The following is an 18,169-nucleotide window of genomic DNA, read 5'->3' on the forward strand; positions in this document are numbered from 1 at the left end:
AGCGAATATTTCATCATCATTGACACTCTCACTGTCAACCACTAGTAGGTCATCAAATTTGAATTGAGGGATAAGCAAGTTTGTAGTAAGGACTTTAGTCCTTACTACAAACCTTCAAAACCGTCTCCTAGTAAGTTTGTGACTGTACCGGGAGGTAAAGTTGATAGTCAGTTGTGTCGTGGAAGCAAGTAGGGGATTGGGATTTAATCCAAAATCCAAAACCCAAAATCTAAAATTCTTTCCCCTACATTCTCCCAATGTCCTGAAAATTCGGGTTAATATTTCCTCTCTTGTGGCTCAAACATGGTGATTGCGACTGGGCGATATTGAATATCAATCCCGGCTGGTGAGTAGTAAGCCATTGTGTGTTTGAGAAAATTAGTATCATCTCGCTGGGGATAATCTTCCCGGAAGTGTGCGCCGCGACTTTCTTGGCGATTGATAGCTGAGGCTAAAATAGTCTGTCCCACTATCATTAAGCTTCGCAGTTCTAAGGCTTCTACAAGTTCTGTATTCCAACAACTACCTTTGTCATCTAAATAAATTTGATTATATTTCTGTTGTATTTCTGTAATTTTCTGCCATCCTTGACACATTAATTCTTCAGTGCGAAAAACGCCGCAAAATTCAGTCATCGCATCTTGAAAATCTTGGCGAATTTGGTTAATACGGTATTGTCCCGGCTGTGCAATTAAAGATTGGATTTCTTGCTGGGCTTGTGTGATGTAACTTTGTTCATCTATGGTGGGTAGCTTGCGTTTCTGCACATATTGCGCGATCGCAGCACCAGTTCGTTTACCATAGACTACACACTCCAATAGGGAATTACTACCCAAGCGATTTGCACCGTGGACAGAAACACAAGCCGTCTCGCCAGCTGAGAAGAAACCTTCAACGAAACCATCGCCACTACTGCGGACTCTACCATCAGTATTAACAGGAATCCCCCCCATACAATAGTGAATAGTAGGACGAACTGGCATTGGTTGCGTGACTGCATCTACCCCAACTAGACGGTGTGCTTCTTCCCAACAGAAGGGGACGCGACTCATGATTTTTTCCTTACCCATGTGTCGCAAATCTAGATAGACAAAAGCACCGCCAGCACTACCATCAGGATTTATCCCCCGCCCAGCGCGAATTTCGTAGGCGATCGCCCGTGAGGTGATATCACGGGGGGCTAGTTCCATCCGACTAGGTGCATAGTTCGCCATAAAGCGATCGCCTGCGGAGTTAATCAGATATGCCCCCTCTCCCCGTACCGCTTCTGAAATCAGCACGCCCACGGGATACAACCCAGTGGGATGGAACTGGACAAATTCCATATCTTCCAGGGGTAAACCTGCCAGTGCGGTCATCGCTAAACCATCACCAGTAGAAGCATAATCATTGGAGGTAGTGTTATAAACGCGACCATAACCCCCCGTGGCAAACATCACAGCCTTGGCCCTTAGTACCTCAACATGACCGTCTAGCAGACGGTACATCACCAAGCCTTTCGCCTCATTGTCTTCCAAAATTAGGCGCATGACGTACCATTCTTCATATATCTGCACGCCATAACGCCGCAAATTATTCACCAATTCATGTAAAATTGCGTGACCAGTTTTATCGGCGGCGTAGCAGGTGCGGTTGTGAGAATGTCCGCCGAAAGCCCGTTGTGCAATGCGACCATCGTCTAGACGGGAGAACAAGACCCCCATGTGTTCCAAGTCAATGACTACATCCGGTGCTTCTTGGGTGAGAATGGCTACAGCATCTTGGTCTGCTAGATAATCAGAACCTTTGACAGTATCAAAAGCGTGGGCTTCCCAAGTATCAGTAGAATCCACATTTTTTAATGCTGCTGCCATCCCCCCTTGGGCAGCAACCGAGTGAGAACGAATAGGATGGGTTTTTGCCACTACTGCAATATTTAAACTGGGGTCAGTGCGGGCAATTTCCACAGCAGCACGACATCCCGCCAATCCACCCCCAACAATAATCACATCATGTTCCAACATACTTAGCCCCTGGCTGCAAAACACTGTTGTTCCATTGTAGAGAGGTGAAATAAATCAATTCAAAATTCAAAATTCAAAAATTAAAAGGCAATAGGCAATAGGGGGAATCCCCATAAATAAATTTAGAGGCTTTCGTCCCAATATTCGGGCAGGTTTTTACCTATGCCCCTATCCCCATTCCCCATTCCCCATTCCCCGTTCTTCAGCTACTAGCTTGTACAGGTTGTTGCTGAGAAACATTACCAGGGATAGGTTCAGTTTTTACACCTGGCTCTACGGAAATTAATTCAATATGATTTAACAATGTAGTTACAAACGCAAACAATAAGAAAGGTAGGGACAACAGTACGACCAGACCCACTGTAGTTAAAGCATATACAGGTCGTCTTGCACCCATCAGTGCCAAAGCTGATGCCAAGCTAAGAGTAATGGTGATTAACCAAACGATTATTTGACCGTATATATCACCAAAAGTCAAGGTGCAAACAAATCGATAGTTTTGAATATTATTTTTGTTCATCATAATTCGCCTCAAGTCTAGCCTATAGGTTCTACGTTAGAGCCATGTTTGGCTGGCAGACCATTTCTCAATATTTTTCCAAGGTTTGTAATATCACTTTACAATTCAGTCTTTTTGTTACCCAATGTAATTTCTACATAACTATTATTTTACACTGAGCTATGTAGTCTATCATTCAATTAGTCTTCGCATTACTTTAGTATCTAATCATCTAAAACAGTTGCCAATAATTCCTGGACTCATTTGAGACGATTGGGCAGAATGAACACTAACTTTCTTTGTTGAATCAATATTGCAGTTAGTTTTGTCTTTACTAATAGAAGGACGTCTGTCCTTAGAAGAAAAATTATTGAGCAATATTCCCTATCCTTCTAGCAACGAGTTAATGAATTTGGCAGAGAATGGGCATTTGTTCAATTTTCTCTATGACGAACCAGATATTTATACTCTTGAGGATGGAGAATCTATCTAATGAAACTCAGTCATTTAATTTGAGAGGCGATCAGCTACGCTGGGCGGTTACGCGATCGCACTCGAACACCTATGACATAAAAAAATCCCCCTCTAATGGCAATAAAGGGGGATGATGCAAAATGGTCAGAGGAAATTGAAAACTTTATCCGAATTTACCGGCTGTTGAGGCTATGAGGAATGCCGCATAGGTCAACACATAGCCAACAGTGAAGTGTGCTAAACCAACTAACCAACCTTGGACGATAGATAAAGCTACAGGTTTATCTTTCCAACGCACTAAGTTGGCTAATGGTGTGCGTTCGTGCGCCCAAACCAGGGTTTCGATTAATTCTTGCCAGTAACCACGCCAGCTAATTAAGAACATGAAACCGGTTGCCCAAACTAGGTGTCCAAATAGGAACATCCAAGCCCACACGGAGAGGTTATTTGTACCGTAGGGGTTATAGCCGTTAATTAACTGTGCAGAGTTAGCCCAGAGATAATCACGAAACCAACCCATGAGGTATGTTGAGCTTTCGTTAAATTGGGCTACATTACCTTGCCAAACGCCTAAATGCTTCCAATGCCAATAGAATGTCACCCAACCCAAGAGGTTCAGCATCCAGAAGAAGGCGAGGAAAAAGGTTTGTTGCCAAGATGAACTTTGACAACTACCGCCACGACCAGGGCCGTCACAAGGGAAGTTAAAGCCAAAGTCTTTCTTGTCAGGGAACAGCTTACTACCACGGGCATCTAATGCACCCTTCACACAAATTAGTGTAGTCGTATGTAGACCCAGTGCGATCGCATGGTGAACTAAGAAATCACCAGGGCCAATGGTCAAGAACAGGGAATTAGTCCCCGCGTTAATTGCATCTAACCACCCTGGTAGCCAGACGTTGGCGTGGTTGGGATAGGCTGTAAACGCAATACTATCTGGATTAGATAACAGGGCATCCATGCCATACAGCAGTTTACCGTGAGCAGATTGGATAAATTGAGCAAACACCGGCTCAATCAAAATCTGCTTCTCCGGTGTACCGAAAGCAACCACTACATCATTGTGAACGTATAACCCCAAGGTATGGAAACCCAGGAATAAAGACACCCAACTTAAGTGAGAGATAATCGCCTCCTTATGCTGGAGGACGCGATCGAGTACGTTACCTTTGTTTTGTTCGGGGTCGTAGTCTCTCACCCAGAAAATCCCCGCGTGGGCAAAAGCCCCAACCATCAAGAACCCGGCAATATATTGATGGTGGGTATATAACGCTGCTTGGGTAGTGTAGTCCTTAGCCATGAAGGCGTAAGGCGGCAGGGAGTACATATGCTGCGCTACCAAGGAAGCGGCTGTTCCCAAAGCTGCCAGGTGAATACTCAACTGGAAGTGTAGGGAGTTGTTATAGGTGTCATAAAGCCCTTGGTGGGGCAGGTTAAACTGACCTTCGGTGCGGATACCAAAGAAATTTTTAGCGTTTAGCATTTCTTTGATACTGTGACCGATACCGAAGTTAGTGCGGTACATATGACCGGCGATAATGAAAATAACTGCGATCGCTAAATGGTGATGCGCCATATCAGTCAACCACAGAGATTCTGTCTGGGGATGGAAACCACCCAAAAAAGTCAAAATCGCCGTTCCCGAACCTTGAGAAGTCCCAAAGATATGTCCTGCTGTATCAGGATTTTGGGCATAGACACCCCAATTCCCACTCCAAAATGGTGCTAAACCTGCTGGGTGAGGTAAGGTGGTCAGAAAATTATTCCACCCCACATGAACCCCGCGAGATTCAGGAATCGCCACGTGAATTAAATGACCAGCCCAAGCCAAAGAACTGACACCAAATAAACCGGCTAAGTGATGATTTAAACGAGGTTCAGCACTCTTGAACCAAGTTAAACTAGGACGGAAGTTGGGCTGTAAATGCAACCAACCAGCAAACAGAAATACTGCTGCTAATAACAGAAGGAACACCGAACCAATGTACAAATCATTGTTAGTTCGCATTCCAATGGTGTACCACCAATGATAGACACCAGAGTAAGCAATGTTAACTGGGTAGTTAGCCCCACCTTGACTAAAAGCTTCTACGGCTGGTTTACCGAAATGAGGATCCCAAATCGCATGGGCGATGGGACGAATATGTAGAGGATCTCTAATCCACTGTTCAAAGTTGCCTTGCCAAGCTACGTGAAACAATAAGCTAGAAGCCCAGAGGAAAATGATCGCTACATGACCGAAATGAGTAGCGAAGATTTTTTGATATAAATTTTCCTCTGTCATCCCATCATGGCTCTCAAAGTCGTTACCTTGAGCCATTGCGTACCAGATGCGCCGCGTAGTTGGATCTTGAGCAAGATCCTGGCTAAATTTAGGATATTTTACTGCCATGTATTTTGATCACATCCTTTTTTGCTCAACTAGTTTGCTATTGCTAATCAGCTAGCAATTCTTGACGTTTTTCATAGCAAAACTGGTGTTTATAGAGATAAATCAGGCGGATTTCAGGACATTATATTTGTAGATAACGGGATGGATTCGTCTCTATAGGAGTAATAAACAAATTAACTACTACTACTTCCATCTCACCAGAGGAAGAGATTAGGATGAATCTCTTTTTTAGTTTGTTAAGCAATTAACAGCCGAAATAATTTTTGAGCATCGCTTACTTTACCGTAGGATACGGTGGTTTATTTTAAATAAACCATTCTAATTGCAAATTTAGCTCTAATTTTCAAGGATTGATAATGCCGTAGTAAATAGCAGCAACAAACAAAATGGCTAAAAATCCCAAGATAAAACTACTACGCAACAATAGAGTAAATCCGTCCTTTGTAGGGGAAAATATTGGCTCATTTGGAATACTTTGCTGATTCATATCGTTGCTTGGCATATTCCGGCGCAACACTAATTTTGTAGCATTTACACTAGATTTATCTTTTGATTGCATAGACTGTAGTCACGTTGTTCAAGTTAGGATATTGCTATTTATTTAAAAAATATTTGCTGGCTACATCATTCTTGAGAATTACTTTTCAACCTATCTGTAAATCCATTCATTAGAGAGAGGTTGAAATTGCTCAAAGTGATTAAAGTGCTAAATAAAAGGGTTAACCAAGAGTAATTTACTGATGTTTAAATTTCTCAATCAAGTTAGTGATTATGTCCAAACCTCATTTGCATCTGGGCGATATATAGGACAAGGACTATCAGTAACATTCGACCATATGAACCGCCGTCCTATTACTGTGCAGTATCCTTATGAGAAACTGATTCCCTCCGAACGTTTCCGGGGAAGAATTCACTTTGAATTTGATAAATGTATCTCTTGTGAGGTTTGCGTGCGGGTATGTCCGATTAACCTACCTGTAGTAGATTGGGAATTTGACCAAGCCACCAAAAAGAAAAAACTCAACCATTACAGCATTGATTTTGGGGTCTGTATTTTCTGCGGTAACTGTGTGGAATACTGCCCGACTAACTGTATATCATTTACTGAAGAATACGACCTTTGTACATACGATCGCCACGAATTAAATATGGATAATGTGGCTATGGGGAGATTACCTTACAAAGTTACTAATGACCCAATGGTGACACCACTTAGAGAGTTAGTTTACTTACCAAAAGGAGTATTAAATCCTCACGGCGTTCCTGATGATGCTCATCGACCAGGGTTATTACCATCTGAAATTTTAGAGCAAAATTTAGAAAATAATAATCATTAAGAAAATGAAATTATTAAAGACAAATGTTGCTAGTCTGATAGGAATTGTCGGATTAAGTACAGCGATCGCAGTTGTTAGTTATTCCCACTTACCAGCCACTGCTAAAATAATCACCCAAAATCCTCCTGAGACTATTAAAGAGCAAACCCAAATTACTCAACTTGATAGAGTATATATGACAGAAGCGGTTCAAGCAGGCATGGCAGAAATCGCAATGGCAAACTTGGCATTACAAAAGTCTCAGGATGATAAAGTTAAACAATATGCCCAGCAGATGATCAAAGACTATACACCTGTAAATCAAGAATTAATGCAGTTGGCTACCCAAAAAGCCATTACTCCACCAACGGATATGGGTATTAAATATCAAGCTTTAATCACGCAACTATCAAAATTATCTGACGCAAATTTTGATCAGGCATACGTTAATGAAGCTGGTATCAATAGAAACATGGAAGGATTGATCCTCAACAGTCGTCTGTTACAACTGGGTCAAGATACTGATTTGAAAGCCTTTGCTGCCAAAAGTATACCTCTGATAGAAGCGCATTTGCAATTGGTTGATCAACTGTTCGCAGCACCGACTCAGCAATAAAAGAGAGCGCAGGGGAGAGCTTTGAAACGCTAATTATTGCAACTGAAATTCATCAAATTTGACCACTTCCGAATCTGGCTTGCGGGTATCAAAACGATAGCTGCTAATTGTACCCGTTGCTGTTTCAAAGATACTAAAAACTGTAATATCATTACTGGCAAGATAAGGCATAGGTTTACTATGTTCACCCACCAAAGGATTAATTGTAGGTAACACAGGTTCTAAGCCATTGGGGTCGCCGATCGCAGTATAATCTTCCTGATAACCAAATGGCACTTCTCTCTTTTTCTCACCCCAAGCTGCACCATAAGAGTTACCAACATTAGATGTTTCTAAAAAGTGCATTCCCCTAGAATTAACAAAGCGATTCCATAAATGGGAATGACCATAAAAAACCAGTTGTACTTGAGCAGCTTCTAGTAAAGGGATAACATCACGAATTATATAATCTGATTGCTTAGGATACTCATAACGCACAGCTTTAATTTTGCCTTTAGTGTCTCGTTCAATAATTTGTACAGGTTCAGTGTAGGGGGGTACAATGTTATCACCCAAAGTATGGGGCGGGTGATGGAACATGACAATTTTGTATTTGGCTTGTTGAAAGTCTGGGCTATTGAGTTCTTTTTCTAGCCAATTATATTGCTGACTGCCTTTATTAATTAGTTCATAAATTACCTGCCCATAACCCCAATTTTCCGGCTGATTCAAATCTGTTGCTGCTTCCTTATATCTACCTTTATAGGAGGCATCTAAATTAGGAGTCCGCCACATATTAGTAATGTACAACACTACCAAGCGGACATCTCCAAAAGTAACTGCATAATATTTTTTACCACCCTCTTGACTTTGGGGTAAAGTTAAAATCTCTTCGTAGGTAAATGTATTAAATGAATTATCTATTAAAGATTTACCACTATATAACCTTTGGGCAACATCACGGGGAATCGTATCATTAAATTCACCATCTAAGCTGCCAGTTCTGGCTAATCTGCCCATGACTTCATGATTGCCAATGCAAGTATACATGGGTGCGTGTTGAATGATTTGCCCACCTTTGTAGGTTGTCTTCACGCCGTTGTGTTCTATTTCATAACTAGCGCGACCTTGCAACCCAGGAAAAAACCCATTCCCCCGATTATCATCAAACCATTCTGAGGCGCGGTCAGGGACATTCACTAAATCACCAGCGAACCAGACTGCATCTACTTGTCCGACAGTTTCCACAACCTTTTGCAGATTTGCTGGGGTCATGGGTTTGAGTTGGTGGTCTGAGGTGAGGAGAATTTTTAGCGGTGTGTTTGGTTGGGGGGTGGGTGCAAGGGTAAATACATCGCTGCTGATACTTTGACCGTCTTCTCTGATACTGGTGACACGATAGTTAACCCGCACCCCAGGAGTTAACCCAGTCACCTTAGCTTCATGTCGCCAGATATTGCGCTTGACTGGTTGTTGATAAACTTGTCCGTTTTGGGTTTGCTTGGCGACTCGTGAGTTTTGGTCTTCCCGTGTGCGGCTAAGTTTTGTGGTGCTGGCTGGGGTAGTTTGCTGTAAATTCTCGCCATAGGTGACTTGATGTTGTTTACCAGTAAACTCAGTAAACCACACTACTCTGACTGAATTTTCCGTTGGTAGTTGCAAAAATGGGTCGGTCAGCAGTTGCGGTTGTGAGGTCATAGTTGTTTGCCCAAATGAACGCACACTAATCAAGGTAAGGCATAGAAAAAACAAAATTACAGGGGTTAGCAGTTTCATAAGACCTCACAGTATGCGGGAAACTTCAGTCACGAAGCGTGCTGAGAGGGAAGCGACACGGGTGGTTTTAACCACTGTGCTTATTAGTCCGATAGAGCGTCTAATTAGTCGAACTTTGTTTTTACTAAATTGCCCTAACCTTTTCCAGTTTTGGTCAGAGACAGAGACTTGTTTTTCGGTATCTCCACTAACCCATCCTCTATATGTTTTATTGCCTTGAGTAGCTTCGACATAATCACCCTTTCTAAATCCGTGTCGGGTTACAGTACCACCATATTTACGTCTGCTACCACCTTTAGAAGCAGTCATTAAATGTAGTTGTCTGCGGCTAATTGGAGGACGACGTAAAATCGTAAATTGAGAACTAGTAATAGTTGCATTGCCTACCCAACTAGCACCATGAGTTTTAGCACTTTCCCATGATTTATATTGAACAAACTGTGAACAAGCTAAAGTAACAGCATCAACTGCATGAGTTTCTGGAATTTGCAAAGACTTGTCGGATTTTTCTTTATGCAAATCCAAATATTTACGAAGATTAGATGTTTCCCACCCTTTTCTTAATTCCACATTAGCCAGTTCAGATAGTCGGTTAATTTGATATCCTTGACCAACCATCACGGGACTAAAACTCTTACTCCCTCGTGCTTCGACCTCTTCAACAACAATTGTTTCTACTGGATAGATTTCACACAATAAATTGATTGTTCGGTACTCTAAATCTTTATTTGCTCGAATACTTGGAGGTAGTTTGCAGCTACGCCGATTATCAAATCTAGCTTGACGATGGCTACGTTTATTGAAGGATAATTTACGATTAATTCGTCTACCACGTCTACCACGACGCATCATAGACCGTTGTTCCATTCTGTCTTTAACTGTTTTAAACGGAAGAACTAGATGCAACATTTGTAGTGTGTATTTTTGAGATTGAACAGCTACACCAGAAAACATTTTTCCTGGGTCTAAACCAATTACAATCTCTTGAGTTTGTTTGTCAGATGGCACACAGGTCAATTGAACATAAAAAATTCCTAGTTTGTTGAATTTACCGATTGCTTTACCTTCTTTAATCCAACGTCTAGCGCGGCTAGGTTTTGTTGGCATTAATGGTGTATTGTCTGCTGAAATTACTGGTACTCGCATAAAGATATAATCCTTGGAGTAAAGTTTAAGTCCCCTCGCTCAACTAATCCAAAATGTCTTGTCTTTAACCAACGACTGAACAAACAGTCTTGCAGATAGTCCAAACTGGGGAAGTATTTGGAAGTGCGTATCAGGATTAGTCTCAGTGAGCTAGTCAAACACGTAAAGTTTGTTCTTTACAAGCTCAGTCCCTTTAGGGCTGAGTTATTGACTTTTAGCCTCGCTGCTGCGATCGCTCTTAGTATACTGTGAAGAAATACAGGGGACAGGGGACAGGTGACAGGTGACAGGGAAGAAGAGTGTTTCTTTTATTTTTGGCTAGTGCGTAACTGCGTTGGTTGGAGGGTTATTTTTTGATACATACTTCCTCATAACGCTGACCAGCAATCTGCCAAGTAAATTCTGTTTCTACCAGTTGTCTGCCGTTGTGAGATAATTCTGCCCGTAGTTGTGGATGCTCGAACAGTTGCTTAATGGCATCAATGTATTCTGCGGTTTGATTGGCTCTTAATGCTGCCAAAGGTATATTATCACCATCTACAGCCAGTCCTTCTAAACCGCGATCGCTGGCTACGACCGGCACACCTGCGGCCATGGCTTCTAAGGTTTTATTTTTAATTCCAAAACCCGTCCGCATGGGGACAACGCAGACGGTTGCTTTGTGGAGGTAATCTACCATTGAAGGTACACGTCCAGTTACAGTAATTCCTGGTTGGGTTCGCAGTGCTAAAACTTCCTGTGTAGGTCGAGAACCAACAATATCGAAAGTAGTATCAGGATAATATTTTTGAATTTCTGGCAATACTTGATTACCAAAGAAGCAGACAGCATCAATATTTGCCAGATTATCCATTGCACCGATAAATACTAATTTATGTCCATGTGGGTCAGTAGTGCGGTAGGGGAAGGTTACGAAGTCTACACCATTAGGAATGACTGCAATGTGACTTTTTGAGTTAAATTCCTGCAATTGGATTTTATCTTCTTCTGTCGTGACTACAATCGCGGAAAACTTAGAGCAATATTTCTGTTCATAGCGGCGTAACAGAGGCAAATTAATTTTATCTCGCAGCACATTTTCCGAAACACCGCTTGTTAGCTGATTGAGACAAGTACCGTAGACAGAACTATGAACATTCACTATAGTTTTGAGATGTTTTTGGAAATGCGATCGCACGTAAATTTCATTGACGCTGTGTTCGCAGGTCATCACATCATATTTTCCCTCCTCTACAACCCTATCAATCCACGCCTGCATCTCGCTGGAGTAGCGGGTAAGCACACTTGGTGGTGTCCCCTGTAGCCAGAATTGACTCAATCGCTGTATTTTCTTGACTATTCCCCCATTTGTGCCACTCTCTGGCGGACGATCAAAAACAACTAAGTGATCTACGCAATCCTCTAAACCGGCGATTTCTGCGTCTGTAACATCGCGATCGCGTTGAGTTACTAAAGTAATAGTATGATTTTGACTGAGATATTTTAGTAAATTAAACGTCCTCACCTGTGTTCCCCCCCGTGTAGGTGGATAGGGAAAGGTGGCAGATAGCATTAAGATATTCATACAACTAAATCAAATAATGATACCTATACCATGACCTGATTAACGCATGGATGTCATTTATATTTATCGGTTTTTGTGAAGTTTTATTAAATTTAAGCTACGAAAAGCCGACTAATCATAGCATTTCCTAGCCTGCTAAAGTACAGCTTTAAAGCTAATAACCTGCAATCAATATAAAAAATAGGGCGGTAGGGCATTCCGTTCTTAACTTAAAGCCAAGAGCCTCCTAAGCAATAGCCGGATTGTCTTGGAAGCCTACACTGTATGCGTTCGCGGAGCGTTCCGAAGGAAAGCATCAGTGTAGGAGATGTCACATTGTTATGTTAAACACCCAAACTTATGACAAAAAAACAATTTATCGGGTTGAAAACAGAGTTTTATGAGCATCCATTTGATCATCAAGCACTCGTCTCTTTAGAACGGACTCCAGTCCTACGTTTATTGTTGAAAAAAGTCAATGAATATGGCATCGATAAATTACTGCGGATGCAAATAACTGGTTGTGAATTTAAAGTCACGCCTCGTAATTTTCCCAGTCTCAATGATGCTTTTTTGGAAGCCTGTAACATCCTCAATATTAATCCTATTCCAGAACTGTTTTTATTTCGCGGCACAGGGTACATTAAAGCCTACGCCGTTGGGGTAGAAAAGCCAGTAGTAGGGATAAATCTGGAAGGGATGGAATGGCTTTCCCATGATGAATTGTTGTTTGTGTTTGGACACGAAGTTGCAAAAATTAAAGGCAAATATCTGGCATATCAACAAATGGCTCATGTTATGCCTGTGGTTAAGAACTTGATTAGTAGTACAACATTAGGAATAGGTGGACTAGCTGTTAATGGTATAGAAATTGCCTTATATAACTGGATGATTATGTCCAAATTTACTGCCGATCGCGCTGGTTTATTGGCTTGTCAAAATCTAGATGCGGCGATTACTGCTTTGATGAAATTGGGTGGCTTACCACAGGAATATTTGAATGAAGATACAATCAATGATTTTTTAATTCAGGCTCGTGCTTTTGAATTTAATAATCTCGATAGTTTGGATCAATTTGCTAAAACTTTTAGCTTTATGGAACATCTTCTACCCTGGACAGTAATGAGAGCATCTGAACTTTTGAAGTGGGTAGACTCAGGCGATTATGAAAATTTGCGAGAAGTAAAAGAACTAGGAAGTCAGCAACCTGAAAATCAGGAAGATGACGAAAACTGGAACTTTCTTACCGCCTGGGATGGAGACAGGGAAGAGGTAATAGGTGATAGGTGACAGGGGACAGGGGACAGGGGACAGGTGACAGGGAAGAGTTTTTTTGAATTTTGAATTCGGAGCGAAGCGACGTGACCATAATTTTAACTAATGATGACGGTATTGATGCGCCTGGGATTAAAGCGTTGGCGCAAGCTGTCAATGCTAAAAATGTGCTGATTGCTGCACCAAAGCATCATCAATCTGGTTGTGGTCATCAAGTCACGACTACTCGTCCAATTAATCTGAAGCGGCGTTCTGATTTTGAGTATGCGATCGCTGGTACTCCTGCTGATTGTGTCAGAATTGCCTTAACGCAACTGTGTCAAGATGCCAAATTTGTTTTGTCAGGAATCAACGCCGGCGGTAACTTGGGAGTTGATGCTTACATTTCTGGTACTGTCGCGGCTGTACGAGAAGCCGCCATGCACGGTATCCCCGGTATCGCCATCTCCCATTATCGTAAAGCCAAGCAAAATTTTGATTGGGAGTTGGCGGCTAAGTTGACGGCTGAGGTTTTAACCGACTTATTACACCGTCCCCTAGAATCGGGATGTTTTTGGAACGTGAACTTACCCCATCTACAACCAGGAGAACCAGAACCGCAGTTGGTGTTCTGCCAACCTTGTAATAAACCTTTACCAGTCAACTATCGCATTGATGGTGATGATTTTTATTATGTGGGGGAATATGGCAAACGCGATCGCACACCTGGCAGTGATGTAGATGTTTGCTTTTCTGGTAATATTTCAGTTACTCAATTAAAAGTTTAAGAGCATTGCGAATTGGGCATTGGACATTGGAGAAAAATTTAAAACTCACAACTAGCACTCAGCACTCATTACTCATTACTCAGCACCGGCTAAAAGCCGCGCTACCGCTAACACAACTCAGCACTCATCTAATCCCTGAATTAATGAAGTCAATTTATCTAAAGTTTGTGTGAGTTGAGCCAATTTTTGCAATGAGTCATCCTGCGATTCGGCCAGACTTTGGACTGCATCACACAAGGCAAAAATTTGATACCCTTGTTGCTGTAACTGCTTGCCTTGCGCTTCAACTTGGCAACTAAGATTTTCTAATCTGTCTGCCAGACGTTCAATTGTTTCAGTTGTAGAGAGTACAGCTTCTCCAATTTGCTCAACAATGGATTCTAGGCGGTTAATTTTTACTTCGACCCCAGATGAAATCATGTCTTGACTACCCCGATAGTGAGAGAGCATTTGTGTATTTGAATATCAATAATAAGTAATTTAATTTACTAAAAACAGCCTGATATAATCGCTGCGTTAATAATATTTCTAAGTTGTTTGTTACTGCTTCTGGCAAATGATAGAAGCATTTTTTCTAGTTAAGTGATATTTTCTTAGTTTTGTTTCACTTTTTAACCTATGTAATTTAGATATTACAAAAATGTAGAAGGTAGGAAAACTTATTGCAGAAGCTTTTCAACCTTTTTAAACTAAATAGTGATTTTTGCCCAGCTTATTTAGTTGTTTAAGCTATAGCATTTCCTCATCACATGAGGTATATCATAGTTCCCTCTTCGCGGCAGAGCGAAGTCTGAGCGGCCGTTTCCACCGAACAGAACTTCGGGGGAGAGGTTTGGGGGTGGATTTCTTCTACCTCACTCAACCGAGAAACGCTATTCTACGAATTTCCTTACCCGTCAAATTTAACTTGCTAGCTTGCACTAGGAACAATTTTTAAGCTGGATGAGTTCTTTTATACATATTAATCTGTGCCAATCATCCTCTATGAGATATATTTATCTCTCTTTATCTTAAATTCATAAAACTTAATGATTTCCTGAATTTAGATGAAGATCAAGTAAATATACTGTGAAATATCAGTTTTATATGAAGTAATGTTTATATCCTGAGCGAAAATCAGTAATACTACCATTGTTCCTAAACATTCGGCTAGAGAATGTACCATGTACCCAACACCTGTACAAAAAATCTTGCAAAGTGATACTTATCAAGACTGGAGATTAGAATTTACTCAACATCCATCAGTACAGTCAAAATTTAAGCGTTGTCTCGATATTTTAGGGAGTCTGGTGGGACTGTTGATTTTTGCTATTGTATTTATACCGATCGCGATCGCCATCAAACTCGATAGTCCCGGTGCGATTTTCTTCTCTCAAGAACGCTACGGAGTTTACGGTCGTCCCTTTCGCATTTGGAAATTCCGTTCAATGGTCAACGATGCGGAGAACCTCAAATCTTTAGTAGACAACGAAGCTAATGGACTCGTATTTAAGAACAAAAATGATTTCCGCGTCACAAAAGTAGGACGCTTTTTACGCAGCACCAGTTTAGACGAACTCCCCCAGTTTTGGAATGTGTTGATGGGCGATATGAGTTTAGTGGGAACACGTCCACCCACTGGTGATGAAGTAGCAAAGTATAACAACCGCCACTGGCAACGTTTAAACGTCAAACCAGGATTGACCGGTGAATGGCAAGTTCATGGGCGATCGCAAGTAAAAGATTTTGAACAAATAGTTGAATTAGACCTACGTTATCAAAGCAATTGGCATCCACTATACGATGTATATCTAATTTTTAAGACCATCTACGTCATTGTTGGCAGAATTGGAGCTTGTTAACGCAGAAATGAAGAGGATTTGACTTGTTTCTTCTTTTCCTAGCTGCTAGTGTGAGGCTGACATCTTGCACCTGGGTCAAAAACCGGATTTCTTGAGTATATTTGAGGTTGAAAGCCTTGATAGCTCTTGAGAAACCCGGTTTTTTAAGTTTTGTTGATACTAGTCCAAGGCATAAAAATTACCATTTCTACTCAGTTAACGGCAAAATTGTAGTTGAGAGCAATAACCAAAAAATTACAAATTAACGCGATGTGCAACTTATTTTTGAAACCCCTCTCCATAGCTTGCTTCTCTTACGTTCCCTGCGGGACGCTGCGCGTTGGCGTAGCCTCTCGTTCGCGTAGCGTCTCCCTTTGGGAGAAGAGAATGTAGGGAAGGGGTTGGGGGTTAGGTTTGAGAGAAAGTTGCACACGGCGTAAATTACGAATTACGAATTAGTGACGATGATTAGACCAAAATCTTGGAGAAATCGCCTAACTGGTGCCTGGAAGAAGACAGCCGGAGGTTTAAGACAACGTGTACCTGTAGACCAAGTTACACAGACAGTAGCACAGTGGTTTAGTGTTAGCGAAACTGAAATTACAGAAATTTTAGAGAGAGTCCGCAAAGAACTACCAACAACAGAGGCTTTGTTAATCGGTAAACCCCAAGCTGGCAAAAGTTCCATTATCCGGGGATTAACAGGGGTGTCGGCTGAGATTGTCGGACAGGGATATCGTCCCCACACACAACATACTGAACGGTATGCTTATCCTTCCAATGAACTGCCGTTGCTGATTTTTACTGATACAGTAGGGCTAGGAGATATCAACCAAGAAACCCAGGCGATTATTCAAGAGTTGGTAGGAGACTTACAACAGGAAACCAAACGTGCCAGAGTCTTAATTTTGACAGTAAAAATTAACGACTTCGCTACTGACACCCTACGCCAGATTGCTCAACAGTTGCGTCAGAAGTACCCAGAAGTACCCTGTTTACTAGCAGTTACCTGCTTGCATGAAATTTACCCTCCCAGCCTCTGTGACCATCCAACCTATCCCCCAGACTATGAGGAGATGAATCGGGCTTTTGGGGCGATTCAAGAAGCCTTTGCGGGATTATGCGATCGCTCGGTTCTCATTGACTTTACCTTAGAGGAAGATGGCTATAATCCTGTATTTTACGGCTTAGATGCACTTAGGGATAGCCTGGCAGAATTGCTCCCCGAAGCAGAAGCGCAGGCGATTTACCAGCTATTAGATAAGCAAGCATCAGAGAAACTGGGCAATATCTACCGAGATGCAGGCAGACGTTATATTTTATCATTCGCTGTGATGGCGGCTACCCTCTCGGCTGTGCCATTACCCTTTGCTACTATGCCTGTATTAACCGCCTTGCAAGTTTCGATGGTGACTATATTAGGGAAACTCTACGGACAGAACTTGTCGCCATCGCAAGCCGGTGGTATTGTAAGTGCGATCGCAGGTGGTTTTTTAGCCCAAGCCATTGGTAGAGAGTTAATTAAATTTGTACCAGGTTTTGGTAGTGCGATCGCGGCATCTTGGGCAGCTGCTTACACTTGGTCATTAGGGGAAACCGCCTGTGTCTACTTTGGTGATTTAATGGGTGGTAATAAACCCGATCCCCAAGAAATTCAGTCGGTAATGCAAGAAGCATTTGAGAAAGCTAAGGAACGCTTTAAGGGAATCAAGGGTTAATTGAGGGAGTAGGGGAAAAGCTCATGATTAATGACTAATGACTAAAAAAGCAATTTTAAGTATCTGCTTAGTGTTTTTATTTCTATTGGGATGGAATGATCATGCAATAGCTGGTGAATTGTCTGAACACTTGGCTAACTTTCCTCAGTGGAAAAAACTAACCTCTGTGCAAACAGCAACGGGAGATTTAGTTTACCCGGAATGGATGGCGGGAAATTGGGAAGTTAAAAGCACTTTGGTAGATTTAGCCGCACCTTTAGCACCAAATATAGTTACACCTGGATTTGAAGGAAATCGCCAAGAACTCAACAAACCTGTCAGTTTTTTAGTCCGGTTTATTCCATCAAAAATACCTAGTTCTGGCTTAAAAATAATTCCTAAAATAAATAATCATTCTAAAGATTTAGTTGCAGATAGAGCATTTAATAGCTTGAATTTAGCGCGGGCTTATTTGGGAGATGAAACGGTATTAACAGTCAAAGTTGATCCTGATTCTCCTAATCGTCAAATTACCTTTTTACGGGGAGAACGCCAATTAATTTCGATTGTGACTGCACGCGCCACAGAAAATACACCAGAGGGAAAATTTATCACTTCAGAGTTATTTCAACAAATATTTAAAGGTGGTTCTCGACCTTATTTAAACTCAGTTGAATCTACTACAGCTTATCATCAACTTTCTACAAATAATCCAGCGATTGAAGCAGATCAAGTTACTGCTGTCTATCTCTCACCCCAAGACCCAGATTATTTTCAGGCTGTTTCTCAACCCGTAGCTCTTTATCGCTATCGGTTAGAATTTTATCCCCAGAAATAACAGATGTAAAGATTTTAAACATCTACAC

At 41.6% G+C, this 18,169-nt stretch carries 16 protein-coding genes; 8 read left to right on the forward strand and 8 right to left on the reverse strand.

Annotation, left to right across the window (positions count from 1 at the left end; all coding sequences use genetic code 11):
* Positions 1 to 275: 275 nt before the first annotated feature.
* On the reverse strand, positions 276 to 2,003 hold the full coding sequence (locus ACM0OR_RS05275; protein ID WP_414575306.1) for a succinate dehydrogenase/fumarate reductase flavoprotein subunit: 1,728 nt from the start codon (positions 2,001 to 2,003) through the stop codon (positions 276 to 278).
* A 202-nt stretch (positions 2,004 to 2,205) separates the two neighbouring features.
* On the reverse strand, positions 2,206 to 2,523 hold the full coding sequence (locus ACM0OR_RS05280; RefSeq protein ID WP_190696577.1) for a hypothetical protein: 318 nt from the start codon (positions 2,521 to 2,523) through the stop codon (positions 2,206 to 2,208).
* A 304-nt stretch (positions 2,524 to 2,827) separates the two neighbouring features.
* Between ACM0OR_RS05280 and ACM0OR_RS05285 the strand changes: the two genes are divergently transcribed.
* Positions 2,828 to 2,995 carry a hypothetical protein gene (locus tag ACM0OR_RS05285; protein ID WP_414575307.1) on the forward strand — a complete coding sequence of 56 codons (168 nt, stop codon included), beginning with the start codon at positions 2,828 to 2,830 and terminating at the stop codon, positions 2,993 to 2,995.
* Positions 2,996 to 3,139: 144 nt separating this feature from the next.
* On the opposite strand, the gene psaB is transcribed toward ACM0OR_RS05285, so the two are convergent.
* Positions 3,140 to 5,368 carry a photosystem I core protein PsaB gene (gene psaB, locus ACM0OR_RS05290; protein WP_414575308.1) on the reverse strand — a complete coding sequence of 743 codons (2,229 nt, stop codon included), beginning with the start codon at positions 5,366 to 5,368 and terminating at the stop codon, positions 3,140 to 3,142.
* 343 nt (positions 5,369 to 5,711) lie between these two features.
* Entirely contained in the window at positions 5,712 to 5,927 is a 216-nt protein-coding gene (locus ACM0OR_RS05295; RefSeq protein WP_323267727.1) for a hypothetical protein, read from the reverse strand.
* 181 nt (positions 5,928 to 6,108) lie between these two features.
* Between ACM0OR_RS05295 and ndhI the strand changes: the two genes are divergently transcribed.
* Together ndhI and ACM0OR_RS05305 are read left to right on the forward strand one after the other, a co-directional pair.
* The gene (gene ndhI, locus ACM0OR_RS05300; protein ID WP_414575309.1) at positions 6,109 to 6,705 is read left to right on the forward strand and encodes an NAD(P)H-quinone oxidoreductase subunit I; all 597 of its coding nucleotides are present in this window, start codon (positions 6,109 to 6,111) and stop codon (positions 6,703 to 6,705) included.
* Between the two features lie 4 nt (positions 6,706 to 6,709).
* A complete protein-coding gene (locus ACM0OR_RS05305; protein WP_323267729.1) occupies positions 6,710 to 7,300 on the forward strand; it encodes a DUF4142 domain-containing protein in 591 nt (196 codons plus the stop codon).
* A gap of 33 nt (positions 7,301 to 7,333) precedes the next feature.
* On the opposite strand, the gene ACM0OR_RS05310 is transcribed toward ACM0OR_RS05305, so the two are convergent.
* The 3 genes from ACM0OR_RS05310 to ACM0OR_RS05320 all read right to left on the reverse strand — a co-directional run bounded on the left by ACM0OR_RS05310 (position 7,334) and on the right by ACM0OR_RS05320 (position 11,765).
* A complete protein-coding gene (locus ACM0OR_RS05310) occupies positions 7,334 to 8,977 on the reverse strand; it encodes a metallophosphoesterase (protein ID WP_414575310.1) in 1,644 nt (547 codons plus the stop codon).
* A gap of 84 nt (positions 8,978 to 9,061) precedes the next feature.
* Positions 9,062 to 10,201, reverse strand: a complete 1,140-nt coding sequence (locus tag ACM0OR_RS05315; RefSeq protein WP_414575311.1) for an RRXRR domain-containing protein — start codon at positions 10,199 to 10,201, stop codon at positions 9,062 to 9,064.
* A gap of 346 nt (positions 10,202 to 10,547) precedes the next feature.
* Complete coding sequence (locus tag ACM0OR_RS05320) at positions 10,548 to 11,765, reverse strand: glycosyltransferase family 4 protein (protein ID WP_414575312.1); 1,218 nt, start codon at positions 11,763 to 11,765, stop codon at positions 10,548 to 10,550.
* A 339-nt stretch (positions 11,766 to 12,104) separates the two neighbouring features.
* Here ACM0OR_RS05320 and ACM0OR_RS05325 point away from each other — a divergent pair, with 339 nt between their 5' ends.
* A complete protein-coding gene (locus ACM0OR_RS05325; protein ID WP_414575313.1) occupies positions 12,105 to 13,034 on the forward strand; it encodes a M48 family metallopeptidase in 930 nt (309 codons plus the stop codon).
* Positions 13,035 to 13,105: 71 nt separating this feature from the next.
* Positions 13,106 to 13,786 carry a 5'/3'-nucleotidase SurE gene (surE, locus tag ACM0OR_RS05330; protein WP_323264569.1) on the forward strand — a complete coding sequence of 227 codons (681 nt, stop codon included), beginning with the start codon at positions 13,106 to 13,108 and terminating at the stop codon, positions 13,784 to 13,786.
* A 117-nt stretch (positions 13,787 to 13,903) separates the two neighbouring features.
* Here the strand turns inward: surE and ACM0OR_RS05335 are convergent, their stop codons facing one another.
* The gene (locus tag ACM0OR_RS05335) at positions 13,904 to 14,236 is read right to left on the reverse strand and encodes a hypothetical protein (RefSeq protein WP_414575314.1); all 333 of its coding nucleotides are present in this window, start codon (positions 14,234 to 14,236) and stop codon (positions 13,904 to 13,906) included.
* 713 nt (positions 14,237 to 14,949) lie between these two features.
* Between ACM0OR_RS05335 and ACM0OR_RS05340 the strand changes: the two genes are divergently transcribed.
* The 3 genes from ACM0OR_RS05340 (at position 14,950) to ACM0OR_RS05350 (ending at position 18,141) form a co-directional block, all read left to right on the forward strand.
* Positions 14,950 to 15,627: a sugar transferase gene (locus ACM0OR_RS05340; protein ID WP_323264568.1), complete on the forward strand. Its 678-nt coding sequence runs from the start codon at positions 14,950 to 14,952 to the stop codon at positions 15,625 to 15,627.
* Between the two features lie 443 nt (positions 15,628 to 16,070).
* Positions 16,071 to 17,324, forward strand: coding sequence for a GTPase family protein (locus ACM0OR_RS05345; protein WP_414575315.1), 1,254 nt, complete (start codon positions 16,071 to 16,073; stop codon positions 17,322 to 17,324).
* Positions 17,325 to 17,361: 37 nt separating this feature from the next.
* The gene (locus tag ACM0OR_RS05350; RefSeq protein ID WP_414575317.1) at positions 17,362 to 18,141 is read left to right on the forward strand and encodes a DUF6816 family protein; all 780 of its coding nucleotides are present in this window, start codon (positions 17,362 to 17,364) and stop codon (positions 18,139 to 18,141) included.
* Positions 18,142 to 18,169: the final 28 nt, after the last annotated feature.

Source organism: Anabaena sp. CCY 9402-a (assembly GCF_963920945.1).
Lineage (GTDB): Bacteria > Cyanobacteriota > Cyanobacteriia > Cyanobacteriales > Nostocaceae > Trichormus > Trichormus minutissimus.